Below are 12,917 nucleotides of genomic sequence, written 5' to 3'. Positions count from 1 at the left end.
AGTATTACCATATAAAAGCGAAGCTGTTGTCTATTATAAAGTTTTGTGTATAATATTTCAAATTGTTAGAATTTATCGGGTCAATCTGATTGTAAATTTCAAACAAAAAGGCTCTGCATTTTCTCTATTAAATGAAACACTGCCGGTGTTAGATTTCGATTTTTCCAATAGGCAATATATACTGGCCGCTGGAGAAACCCTGAATTAATAGAGCGGGTCACAAGATTTGGATTAGAGTAATATTTAACATAGCTTTCCGGAAGGATAGCAATTCCTAGGCCGTGTTCAACCAGACTGCAGGCTGTTTCTAAACGCTCAATTTCATATTTAATATTTGGAGTAAGATTTTCATGATGAAATGCATTTAAAACATCGTCTCTCGTCTGAAAGCCGGCTGTGCTGATAATAAAGTCATGTTCCGTAAGATCCTTCAAAGATATGGAACTCAGATCATTAAGCCTGTCATCTTTATGCATGACCAATAGAAGTTTTTCAATATAAATAGGAATAACTTCTATTTCCTTGTTATGAATCAGCTGGTTGGTGATCGTGATATGCACATCATAATTGGAAAGAGACTCTATAACCTGTTTGTGTCCAAGCAGTTCTTTAAAATGTATTTCAATATTAGGATACCTTTCTTTAAATTGTTTTATTGTTTTTGGTATCCAGTATTTAGACGATTCAATCAATCCAATTGAGATCATGCCGCTTCCTGTTTGTCTAATTTCTTCTAGATCTTTTAACATATATTCATGCCTTTTGATAAGATCCATGGCACGTGTATAGAAGATTTCTCCGGATTCGGTAAGAGTTAAGCTCCTCGTGTTCCTTTCCAAAAGCTGAATCCCTATTTCATTTTCCAATTTCATAATGCTGCTGCTTAAAGAAGGCTGGGAAATATGAAGTATTCCAGCTGCTTTAGAGAAATTTTTTTCCTGTACCACGGTGGTAAAATAACGAAGCTGCCGAAGATCCAATTGTATACACCTCTCATTTATAGCTAAAAACTATTAATATATATAAATTTGGTATTGGTAATTATATATTAACTTAAATATACTTTTTGTAGGATAAAAATTCAGAATTTATAAACAGCAGGAGGAATTATGTATATTAAGCCTTCGGGAAATCATTGGTGCGGAAGAATTGATAGTGAAACAGACCCTCTTAGTTATCGGGTTCATCAGCAGGTAAAGTTGCTGGATTTAACAGCTGAAATTAAGGAAGTGGAAACTGGCAAATTGTTTGGCCTAATTGGCTTTAAGTGTGATGAAGGAGTTAGAAGGAATCAGGGCAGGAGAGGAGCGGCAAAAGCACCGGAAGAAGTTAAGCGGGCTATTGCGAAACTCCCCTGGCATTTGCCGGGGGATACAAAAGTGTTTGATGCAGGTGATATTGAGTGTGTTGGGCAAAACATGGAAGAGGCTCAAGCTGAGCTTGGAAAAACCGTTTCCTTTCTATTAAAAAAAGGAGTAACTCCTTTAATTATAGGCGGCGGACATGAGACCTTTTATGGCCACTATCTCGGGGCCAGGGAGTATTTAGGACCTGATGCGAGTATTGGAATCATTAATATTGATGCACATTTTGATATGAGGCCGTACGGACAGCAAACTTCCTCCGGCACGATGTTTAAGCAGATTTTGGATCAGGATCAAAATTGCGGATACTTAGCCGCCGGCATTCAAAAACTTGGAAACACGGCAGCCTTATTTGAGACAGCCCGTAAGTATAATGTGAGTTATATAGTGGAGGAGCAGCTGTCATCCCCGGATACTTCCGGTGTCTTAAAGCAGCTGGATGATTTTGCTTCAAAATATGACAATCTTATTCTCACATTATGTACAGATGTCATTGATACTTCTTTTGCTCCTGGAGTAAGTGCACCCTCCCCATTTGGCCTTGAACCGAAAAAAGTGCGGGAGTTGATAAGGTATATCGTTTCAAAGGAGAAAACAATCTCCTTTGATGTGTGTGAAGTTAATCCTGATTTTGATAATGACAATAAAACAATTGCATTAGCAGCACATTTCATAAAGGAAGGACTTATGAATTTTAATAAATAATCTAGGGGGTACAATATGGACTTGGCATTAAATAATGTTACCACCATCTTTTTGGCGGTTGCTCTACTCATAGGTGGAGGATTCCTGGTTAATAAAGTTTCATTTTTAAAACGATTTTGCATTCCTGCACCAGTGGTTGGCGGCTTGTTATTTGCTATTCTAGTAACAATATTAAAACAGACAGGACTTATAACAATAACATTGGATACTTCACTGCAAGGTTTATTCATGCTGGCATTCTTCACGACGGTCGGGCTGGGAGCGAGCTTTCAATTGGTAAAGCTCGGCGGGAAACTGCTGGTAATATATTGGCTTGCGTGTGGAGTATTGGCATTATGCCAGAGCATTATTGGAATTTCTCTGGCCAGTGTTTTAGGGCTTGACCCTTTATTAGGGGTAATGGTTGGTGCTGTGTCCATGGAAGGGGGGCATGGAGCTGCCACTGCATTTGGCGGAACAATTGAGGAATTAGGAGTAGACTCTGCACTTTCAGTGGGCCTTGCAGCAGCTACATTTGGGTTAATTGCTGGAGGTTTAGTCGGAGGACCTACAGTTAAATATCTTATTACGAAGTACAATTTGAATCCATCTGAAGCTGATGCATCGGTAGAGGTGGCAGCGGCTAATGAAGACGTAAAGGGGAAATCTGCCTTTGAATTCAATTCCCAAAAATTTATGGTCCAGATCTTAATCATAACTTTTTGTATGGCTGCCGGTTCCTATTTAGGTGAGCTATTCTCCAGCGTTACAGGCTTTGTACTCCCCAGCTATGTTGGAGCAATGTTTGTAGCAGTTATAGTCAGAAACATTCTGGATAGCTTTAATAAAAGTATTGTGGATATGAAGAGTATTAGCTTAATTGGTGATGTAACTCTTGGCATTTTCCTTTCCATGGCATTAATGAGTATTAAGCTTTGGGAAGTGGCGGGTTTGGCACTTCCGATGTTAATGATTGTTTTGATTCAAGTTGTATTCATTGTGGCTGCAGGAGTATTTGTTCTATTTAGGTTACTTGGTAAAGATTATGATGCTGCTGTTATGGTGGGAGGCTTCACTGGTCATGGCCTTGGAGCCACTCCCAATGCAATGGCCAATATGGGGGCCATTACTGAACGCTTTGGCCCATCCCCAAAAGCCTTTCTAATTGTGCCAATTGTTGGCGCGTTCCTTATCGATGTATTCGCCATGCCAATCATTATTACAAGCATAAATTTATTAAAATAATAAAGACTGAACCTTTTGGCGGATAAAAAACATAGCGGAATTAACAGGTAATAAGGGTTGGAGGCTCCAGGAAATTATAAGCAGATATAGAATATTATGCTGAAATAGTTATATGTTTTTAAAAGGTACAGACGAATCTCGTTTGTATTCTTTTTTTTTCTGTCTAAAAGCTGCAAATAGAAGAGAAAGAGGAGGACCTGTAAATAAGAAACTAAATAAGGTGTAATTAAATAAGGAGTCTTTCAGAAGTTAATAAGACTTAAGAACTATTATTAATAGAATTTAACAAAAATTATTGAATTTACTAGCATAAAAGTCTTAATATAATAGTAATAAAACTGGATAATCGGCAAACTTATTGAAAAGTAAGGACGCAAAGCCACGAGTCTAAGGTCATAGACTATGATAGTCGGGTTGCAGGTGTAATTGGGAGCTATAATTAGAACTCAAACTCATTGTAACCAGACATCAGGTCTGCCTTTTGGCAGGCCTCTTTGCGGTTTAGAGGTTTGTTAATGTTTAGATAGGGAAACGAATTAATGACTGAAAAATCTAATAATAGGAGGAGAATTTATTGAGTGTACAATTTGGAACGGTGGAATACTTTGAAAAGGAGATTAAAGCTTATCTGACAAATAATCGCTTAAAAGAGCCTAAACTTAAAAATCTGAAAACGATTGCATCTAAACTTGAAAATGAATTGCTATATGACTTCTCTTGTCATGAAAGATTAAGGCAGGAATGCCTGAAGAACCTTTCTGAAGCATACGGCAAGATGACAAGGGGAAACGCAGCCGCTGTGTAATTAAGTTTACTTCTAACGCTCCAGTTTTATCTTCCTGAAAGCTTCTGCAGAACAATCCCTCCCTGCATGTTTTCAATAAAAAAACAGTGCATCTCCATCAGGAATGCACTGTTTATTATTTATTGGGGTAATCCTAAATGATCCTTCAGCTCACCTTGAACCCGCTGCCTTTCTTCATCAGGCACAATCAGATACCAGATGTCTCCGAAATACTGGCCATCGCCTTCTATAGTCAGCTGCTGAATGTTATTTCTTGTGTCTTTATAATTTTTTTGAATGTCCATCATTTCATTAAAGGTAATATCAGTTTTGACGTTCTTGCCCAGCGCTGCAAAAATGTCATCAAAACGAGTCAGGGAGCTAAAGCTCGCCCCTTTGTTAATAACACCCTGGATTACCTGCCGCTGTCTTTGCTGGCGGCCAAAATCACCATTCGGGTCATTCTTTCTCATCCGCACATAAGATAATGCTTCGCTTCCGTTAAGGTGAATGCTTCCCTCGTTAAAATGGAACTTCCCCATGTTAAAGTCTGTTTCGTTTGTTACATCTATCCCATTGACAGCATCCACAATATCCTTGAAGCCGGCCATATTCATTTTAATGTAGTAATCAATAGGGATATCTAAGAAATCTTCTACTGTATCGATGGCCATCTCGACATCGCCAAAAGCATAGGCATGGTTTATTTTATCTTCTGTCCCATGCCCGATAATGTCGGTCCGGGTATCTCTGGGGATGCTCAGCATTTTTACTGATTTCAGGTCAGGATTAACAGTCAGCACAATCATCGTGTCCGATCGGCCTTTGTCTCCCTGGCGCTCGTCCACTCCAAGCATTAGGACCGAAAACGGCTCTCTTTCTTTTAAGGTGATCGTTTCTTCACGCTTCTCGGATTTCTCCCGCTGAATGGGCTCCTGCATCGTATCAACTGCAGAAGTCAGAGAGTTATATACATAAAATGCGTACGCACATGCACTTACTATCATTAAGATAAAAACCAGCGCTAAAACGCGCGGCCATTTCTTCCGTCCCTTTTTGCCAGTCAAATGATATCACCTCAAATTAAGAGCTTTAGCTCGATAATACCACAAATATAAAGAAAAAGAACTATTCTGAATGTCCCGTTGCAAGAAGAGTTTTTCGAGGTTAGATTTGTCTTTATTTACCTATAGAATTTAAAGATATCCGGGAATATAATCGAGTGGAATTTATTATCAGTTTAGTTAAAAGGAGGAGGATTGAGTACAGATTTTGAGAAATGGAATTGAATCTATGTTAAAAAGCATTAAATAATTTGCACTAGGAGAGTGTACGGGTGAAACGCATATTTGCCTCAATGATGATAGTAATCTTACTTTTTACAGGTTTTCCTTTTCCAAAAACAGAAGCCGCCTACACATACAGCCAGGCGGAAAAGCTGGTGGTCCAGGCAGAAAAATTGGCTGGAGCGCTAAAATGGCAAATTTCTGTTGAATACAATAAAACACTCGCCATGCTTGATATGAAATTGTTCAACAGTACAAAAACGGTTCACAGCACGGCGCAAACGGCGGTTAATTCATTAAAGGACTCAAGAAAAGCGGCGCTTCAGCAACGGCTTGATCAAAATGTGAAGCTCCAAATTAACCGGGCAGTTGCCTATATTGATGCATTGAATGGCGGCAAAAAAATCGAAAAGCTGTCCAATGAGCTTAGGTATCTGATTAAAGAAGAAATCTATATGATCCGCATGGATGACCTATACCATGAACTTTCGTATGAAATCCGCAAACAGGCAATTCTTCTGTACAGAGTATATGGCAAGTCAACCCGCGAAGCCATTTTGGCTAAATACAAGCTTCCGGCTGAACAGCTGAAAAGCAAGGTCGCCTATTTTGTCACAGTCAAAGATCTCGTGGACAAAGCAAAGCTGGAAATGTCAAAGGATGAAGTGGATATCTACTTGATGATCAATTATCTGGATAAAGCCAACAGCATGCTGGACAAAATCACCCCTGAGCATGCGATGAGGGCACTGCAATCGGATATTGTAAGTCTTTCTTCTGAATTGAGCTTACTAAGTGAATACTATTTTGAAGGCCCGATGATTGAAGGATTGAACACAGAAGACGGTTTTCAGGAAACAATGATCGTAATTTTTGACATGGCCGACTATCTTCAGGAAGAACTTTACCTCCTTGATGAACCGCTTAAATACCAGGAAACAAGAATCGTAACCTTTGAGTTTGAAGGCTTTGAATACACAGTTTTGCTATATAAAAATGGAGAAAATCCCTGGGAACGACCAGACTTTTACACGCTGGATATAACTGAAATTTAGCAAAGTGCTCTCCGATATGGAGAGTTTTTTTAGCAGGCAAATGTGAACAATGCAAATTGAAAACTGAAATCTGCAAATAAACTTGGATTTTTCCAAATAAAGTGTCAGGACCATGATCGAACAGGCAAATATGTTCAACTCACCTCCACCTGCAGGAAAGAAATATATTCTTGCTGAATTCAAAATTAAATTAATTGAGTATGCAGGAAAAACATTTGACTCCTGGACGGTCAGCCAGGCCATGTTTGATACGGTAACACAAAAAGGCGCACTGAATGACCATTACATCGGCATTGTTCCGCCAGGCCCTGAACTGCAGGAGCTTTATAAAGGCGGCCAGACCGAAGGATGGGTCCCGTTTGTTGTTGATGCCAATGCCAATCCTTACATCGTCTGGAACCGCGGCTGGGATGATGAGCTTTGGTTCAAAGTACAATAATGAATTGATTTGGCCTTCTCCTTTGAGAGGGCTATTTTCACTGCAAAAGATCATCCTCACATCCGATAAGATAAATAGAATTTAGTAATGGGAGGACGGATAAGCATGCCGATAAAGAAATACTTTTCTGTTTTAATGGCTCTGTTTCTATTTTTTAATATCTCTGCTGCATCAGCATATGCGGAGCCGGTTGAAGAAGCCAGGGAGCTCATCAAAGAGTATTATGTGGAAGAGCTGCCGGAATGGGTTTTGGCAAAACCATCGATTAAGGAAATGGTGCGGTACCTGGATATGTACTCTGTTTATATGTCAGCAGAAGAGTTTGCGGATTTTACGAATGCCATTGAACAGCAGCTGGTTGGCATTGGCGTCATATTAGAGGAGAGCGAAAAAGGGATCCGGATCATGTCGATCATACCAGAAGGCCCTGCCGCAGCCGCCGGACTGAGACCGGGGGATATCCTGGTGAAGGCTGATGGAACCAGTCTTGCGGGTGAGTCCGTTCAGACCGCGATTTCATTGATAAGCGGAAAGGAGAATACCAGTGTCACACTCACTTATATCAATAGTGAAACAGAGAGCCTGCAAACAGTAACCGTTCCGCGAAAGGTGATCCAGCTTCCAAACGTGGAGGCCCGCATGCTAGGAGGGAATATTGGCTATATCCGCTTAAACAGCTTCGCCATGAATGCCTCTAAGGATATTACGGCTGCCATTCAAAAGCTGGGGCCTGCAAATGGCTGGATCTTTGACATCACCAATAATGGCGGCGGCTATGTTTCCGCAGCCCAGGAGACAGCAGGCTTTTTTCCGGGGGTTACGAAAGCTTTCCAGCTGAGGTACAAAGGAGATGAGGCTCAGGTCTATCACGCAATCCGGCAGCCGGCGGGCTTCGCCTCTCCGGTACATCTATTAATCAATGAAAATAGTGCGAGCGCATCAGAAATGGTCTCCGCTTCCGTAAAGGAGCAAAAAGGAGCTGTTCTTTATGGACAGAACACATTCGGAAAAGGCTCTATGCAATCACTGTTTACTTTAAGTGATCAGAGTGTTCTCAAATTGACCACCGCCAAATTTTTCTCGCCAAAGGGATCTCCGGTACATGAAATTGGCGTTGCTCCGGATATTGAAACAGCTGCCGACGATGAACTATTCATCTCACACCGTGATCAGCTGATTAGCGGGCTTAAGGGATACAGGAAGTTCCCCATGTTAAAAGATGTTCCCGTAACCAAGACCTTCACAGTAAAAATGAATGCCGGCATGCAATGGGACAGTTTAAAGAAAGGCGATGTTCAGCTGATCGAGCTCGGCGGCAGTGAAACAGCCGTTGAGGTAAACATCACAGATGAAAAAACAATAAAAATAGTTCCGCAGAAACCTCTTGATTCAAAAGGCAAATACCTGCTGGTCATTCATCCAAATTGGACTGGGAAAAATGACCGGAAGATGAATGAAGGCATCTACTTGGAAGTGACTGTCCAATAACAAAATTTCCAATATTATCATAATGCAATTCGCAAAATTTCAAATTATGATAAAGATATTCTGGAAGCAGATAAAAATTTTGGAAGTTTATCAAAATCATAGAAAAGGTGGAATAAACAAGTGGGCAAAAAAATCACTAAAACAATCAAATTGGCAGGAGCAGCAGCCATTGCGGCTTCAGCTTTCGCAGCTGTAAACCCGGCACAGACAGAGGCAGCTTCAGCGGTGGAAAATCTTGTTTTAAAAGCGGAGCAGAATAAAGTGCCTCTTATCCGGGCAACTTCGGTTGATTATGATGCGGATGCAGTTACACAGCCATGGACTTTATACAACAAGGCGAAAAAGGATTACGCAGCAGCTAAAGCAGCAGTCAATAAATTATCTGGAAAACAAAAAGTGCAGCTGAGTGCAAGGCTGGATACGGTAAAGCTGTATATCGACCGCACAGCAGCATATATTGATGCCATTTCTTCAGGGAAAAAGCTTCTAAAAGGCACAGCGGAAATGGAAAAATATCTGGATGAAGGAAAAATGGCAGAAGCGACAGCCGCTTATCATAAACTTTCATATGAAATAAAGAAGCAAGCTGTTATCCTATATCGTGTATATGGACAGTCTACAAGACAGGCAATCCTTGATACATACAAGGCACCTGCAGAGGATGCCAAGTTCCAGGCACTTTACCCTGTAAGCATTCATATCGAATTGGATCGATATGTAGCAGCACTGGAGAAGGAAGATTTTGACCAAGTGGTAAAACACGATAAAAATGTAAATGAGTGGCTGGAGTATGTTGAGGATCAAGAACTCTATGACTTGCTTGAATACCGTTACAGAGAAATTATTGCTTCATATACGGATGGTCTTGAGGATGTTGCCGAAATTGGATTTTATGATGATGCTTATTATGTAACCGATCTGCCTGGAATGACCGCTTATGGTATGATTGGCTTCTTTGACAGTGAAGGAAATGAGCTGTTCATCGATGGTGTGGAAAATGCATTTATTATTAAAGATGACAAGGGATACTTCACAGACCTTGGATCTCTTGCGCCGGCATATGAAAAAGAGGGTCTTAAAGAAACGGGCCCTGTTAAAATCCAGCTCTTCGACCGTGAAACAAACGAATTGATCCTGGAAGAAACGATAGAAGTGAAGGATGGAAATCAGCTTTACAGCCTGGAAGAAGGAAAAATCCTAAATGCTGAAGGCAAGGATGCTGCCTATACAGTAACAGGACAAACCTACCAGTTCACACCAGTTGAGGCGATGACGTTTAATGGAGATATCATCGGCGATGATGAAGGGGAAAAGCTGGAGCTTAGCCAGTTCCCTGGCATTACGTTTAAATCATCAGATGTAACAAAATTTGTCGTAAATACTACAGGGAAAATCACACCAGTGGCACCGGGTAAGGCTAATTTAATCGTGACATGGAATGAAATGGAGTATAAGCTTCCAATCGAAGTGAAATCCGCTTCTGCTGTGGCAGAATTTGGACTGGCTTCCGGGAAAACAAAGATTCTATTGAGCGAAAACACCAATTTTGATGCATTAATCGATGCCGGCTACTTCACAGCAAAAGATCAATACGGTAATGAAGCTGATTTGAAAAGCGTAAGTGCCCAGCTATTTACCAGCCAGGAGTCAGTCTTCACAGCGAGCGGTGAAAACATCACCGTTACCGGTAAAGACGGTGATGCAGCATCACTGATTGTGAAAATAAACGGAATCGTGAAATCGATCCCGATTACAATTGATAAAACGGCTCCTGTTTTAGAGGGCGCTGCTAATCAATCTGCTGTCAATCAGGCAGTAACTGTATCAACTAAAGCAGCGGATGTAGCCTCTGTTGCAGCTACCAAGAATGGTGCAGCAATAGCGGGATATACATTAGCCACACCGTTAACAGATGAGGGTGTTTATGAGGTGACTGCAACGGATTTTGCAGGCAACAAAAGTGTCCTTAAGTTTGAAATTGATAAAACTGTACCAACACTGGCGGTTTCAGGAACTGCTGGGGCACCTGTGATTACAGCCTCTGAAGCCCTTTATTACAAAGACTCAGCCGGAAAGCTTACGGCTATCCAGAGCGCAGAACTTGACCAGACTCAGGCCAACGCCCTATTTACTTACACAGGAACAGGAACGCTGAAATCCGCAACTGTCAATGCGGAGCAGCATAAGTGGTCTTTTGTAACAGAAGGTACGGAAACGAGCGATACGGTTCTTTACAATGATGAGGAATTATTTGATAAGGCAGGGAATAAGCTCGCCGGATCTGTTAAAGCTACTTTTAATGGAAATGCGTGGGTGTTAAGTACACAATAAGATAATAGAAAATGGCCGAACTCTCAAGGCGAGGGTCCGGCCATTTTTTATTTCTTGAATTTTGCTATTCTTTCTAAGTAAACAGCTTTTACAGAAGCATCAGATATCTGGCTGACCAGGTTTTCTATTTCTGCGACTCTAGTATTATATTCATCCTCAGAGATCGGCTGTTTGTTCAATAGCTCGAGTTCGTCAATCTTCATTTTGGCGGTAATCGCAAATCGGTGTTTTTCAACTTCCTTTTCAGCTGGTGCCTTATATGCAGCCAGGATAGCTTCTCTGGTTGACTGCCCGTAAACTCTGTAAAGAAGCACGGCATTTTTTTTGATTTCATAGGAAAGCTTATGGAAGAGGCTTTCTCCTGCATCGGACAGCGGATCAGCACTCATGGTGTTCTGGAGCACTTTTGTCATCGTTAAGAGCTTCTTTCCTGATGTGACAGCATCAATATACCCCTGTGCCCGTTTATAATGCAAAACCACATCCGCATTAAGGGACGCCTGCAATTCATTTTTCTTCGCCGTGTCAGAAATGCGGTTAATGGCTGTCTGTGCGGAATTCATATATTTTTTCGTGCCATTAAAGTACGTCATGTTCGGATAATCTGTCACTTTTCCAGGGTATTTATCTTTCCGGTAATCAATATGAATCTCCCATTTAAGACTGCCTGCATAAGAGATTGCTGTTTTCAGATCCCGTTCGGCAAAGCCTGTATTCGCATTATTTAATACTGCAGAGGATGGGGTTTCATAGCGGATATACCCGCTCATGTTAGTGACATAACCGCCGCTGCAGATTTTATACTGTCCGCCATGCTTGCTGTCATATCCGCACACCTTTAATCCTTCCAATGGCTGGAGTACCTTTGCTGCGGAAAGCCCGCTGCTTGTCCGGTTCCAAAGTGTAATCGGCTTAAGTACTGTCAGCTTCCCAGTCTGCCCTGGGGTTAACTCCGCATTCCAATTCGTTTTCGGCACAACAGAAATGGCCTGCCGCCCCATTTGGACCCAGGATCCCTCGAAATTCCTGCGGGACATCTTTCGATGCTTTCCATAGTAAAGAGGGTCGTTGATATAGACATACTGGCTGTCATAGCCTGTTACTAAAACAGAATGTTCTTTATATGTAATGCGCAGCGGGCCGCTTGATGTCTGCCATGTCTGGAAGTAGCTGCTGGAGAGCGGCTTAAACAGCGTGTTCGTAATAACCCAAACAGGACTGCCGTTATCCAGTGCCCGATAAATGGCACTTGCATTTGAGCCAGTCAGATTCACTACTCTGCCAGGCAGGTACTTATTGGCGAGATCATAGATGGGCCCATGATAAACGCCCAGTCCAGGCTGGCTATATGTATACATATTACCGACAAACCCGTCATACGGATTGCCGTGAAGGCCATTCTGCTTAAAAGGCACCTTGCGAACCTCTTTAGCAAGCGTCATTTTAGGTGCATTGACACCCTGGCTTTCCAAAAGCATGGCCAGACTCGTTACCTCACACCCTCTAGGCAGCTCAGGCATCTGCCTGATATGCGGTGCATCCACAAGTGTTTTAGCGGAAGCTTCCCCCGTACCAGCACAGAGCAAAAAGATAAATAGAAAACTAATAAAATACCACTTTGACTTCAAAAGTACATAATCCTCCTTTATGGTTTTATCTGACAAATATTATTCTACCTTAATAGGGGTTAGTCTTTATTCCTTTTTAAAAATAAGGAAAAAATGCATGTGTATTCAAATTTCAGAAAAACAAACTGAGTCAAACTGTGTCTTTTCAACCTATAGAAGTTAAAATTTACCTTAATATAATCAAAATAACAAAAAAGTAGGTCTAATATATCATGAAGGAAAAATCAGAATTATTAATGAGTCATTTATGTTACAAAAAAGTGACTTAAATGTAGTGATAAAGCTTGATATGAAAGGGTTTGTGACCGTATTAAAATAAAACTGACATATTTATAGTCTTTGGGGATATAATCTTAAAGTGTGATTTTATTGCTAATTGTGGTTTTAGAGGAAATTATTACTAATGGATATTTACAAATAAACACAATAAAAACCTAGAATTTCCTCTAAAAATGTATTATTATAGGAAATGTGAGAAGGGCTGGTAATTAAACCAGTTATATAGTCCTCTGACACAATTCTACTAATTTTTTAGAAGGAAATAGACATATAGGTTGATATTTCCATAAAAGATTAGTATAATTCTCGTTAAGTTTGCTAGGCAATGATTAGC

General features: G+C 40.9%; 10 protein-coding genes and 1 riboswitch. Of the genes, 7 read left to right on the top strand and 3 right to left on the bottom strand.

Going from position 1 to position 12,917, the window contains the following annotated elements; translation table 11 throughout:
• Nucleotides 1-98: 98 nt before the first annotated feature.
• Nucleotides 99-980: a LysR family transcriptional regulator gene (locus NR125_RS17310; RefSeq protein WP_009332096.1), complete on the bottom strand. Its 882-nt coding sequence runs from the start codon at nucleotides 978-980 to the stop codon at nucleotides 99-101.
• 129 nt (nucleotides 981-1,109) lie between these two features.
• On the opposite strand from NR125_RS17310, the gene hutG reads away from it, so the two are divergent.
• The 3 genes from hutG (at nucleotide 1,110) to NR125_RS17295 (ending at nucleotide 4,098) form a co-directional block, all read left to right on the top strand.
• Nucleotides 1,110-2,069: a formimidoylglutamase gene (hutG, locus tag NR125_RS17305; RefSeq protein ID WP_071156279.1), complete on the top strand. Its 960-nt coding sequence runs from the start codon at nucleotides 1,110-1,112 to the stop codon at nucleotides 2,067-2,069.
• Between the two features lie 15 nt (nucleotides 2,070-2,084).
• Complete coding sequence (gene gltS / locus NR125_RS17300) at nucleotides 2,085-3,293, top strand: sodium/glutamate symporter (protein WP_009332095.1); 1,209 nt, start codon at nucleotides 2,085-2,087, stop codon at nucleotides 3,291-3,293.
• Nucleotides 3,294-3,631: 338 nt separating this feature from the next.
• Nucleotides 3,632-3,715: riboswitch (cyclic di-GMP riboswitch) on the top strand.
• A gap of 152 nt (nucleotides 3,716-3,867) precedes the next feature.
• Complete coding sequence (locus NR125_RS17295; RefSeq protein WP_009332094.1) at nucleotides 3,868-4,098, top strand: hypothetical protein; 231 nt, start codon at nucleotides 3,868-3,870, stop codon at nucleotides 4,096-4,098.
• 119 nt (nucleotides 4,099-4,217) lie between these two features.
• Here NR125_RS17295 and tagU read toward each other — a convergent pair whose 3' ends face one another.
• Nucleotides 4,218-5,144 (bottom strand): polyisoprenyl-teichoic acid--peptidoglycan teichoic acid transferase TagU, encoded by a 927-nt coding sequence (gene tagU / locus NR125_RS17290; protein WP_009332093.1) that lies wholly within the window; start codon nucleotides 5,142-5,144, stop codon nucleotides 4,218-4,220.
• 269 nt (nucleotides 5,145-5,413) lie between these two features.
• Between tagU and NR125_RS17285 the strand changes: the two genes are divergently transcribed.
• The 4 genes from NR125_RS17285 (at nucleotide 5,414) to NR125_RS17270 (ending at nucleotide 10,676) form a co-directional block, all read left to right on the top strand.
• Entirely contained in the window at nucleotides 5,414-6,418 is a 1,005-nt protein-coding gene (locus tag NR125_RS17285) for a hypothetical protein (RefSeq protein ID WP_034296140.1), read from the top strand.
• A gap of 112 nt (nucleotides 6,419-6,530) precedes the next feature.
• Nucleotides 6,531-6,857, top strand: coding sequence for a hypothetical protein (locus NR125_RS17280; protein ID WP_009332091.1), 327 nt, complete (start codon nucleotides 6,531-6,533; stop codon nucleotides 6,855-6,857).
• A gap of 105 nt (nucleotides 6,858-6,962) precedes the next feature.
• Nucleotides 6,963-8,345, top strand: a complete 1,383-nt coding sequence (locus NR125_RS17275) for a S41 family peptidase (RefSeq protein WP_256815816.1) — start codon at nucleotides 6,963-6,965, stop codon at nucleotides 8,343-8,345.
• A gap of 120 nt (nucleotides 8,346-8,465) precedes the next feature.
• On the top strand, nucleotides 8,466-10,676 hold the full coding sequence (locus tag NR125_RS17270; RefSeq protein WP_256815815.1) for a cell surface protein: 2,211 nt from the start codon (nucleotides 8,466-8,468) through the stop codon (nucleotides 10,674-10,676).
• A 47-nt stretch (nucleotides 10,677-10,723) separates the two neighbouring features.
• On the opposite strand, the gene NR125_RS17265 is transcribed toward NR125_RS17270, so the two are convergent.
• Entirely contained in the window at nucleotides 10,724-12,304 is a 1,581-nt protein-coding gene (locus NR125_RS17265; protein WP_256815813.1) for a C39 family peptidase, read from the bottom strand.
• Between the last annotated feature and the right edge of the window lie 613 nt (nucleotides 12,305-12,917).

Source organism: Cytobacillus sp. Bac17 (assembly GCF_024519925.1).
In the GTDB taxonomy this organism is placed as follows: Bacteria; Bacillota; Bacilli; order Bacillales; family Cytobacillaceae; genus Cytobacillus; species Cytobacillus pseudoceanisediminis.
This window is presented reverse-complemented; position numbering and strand designations above follow the sequence as displayed.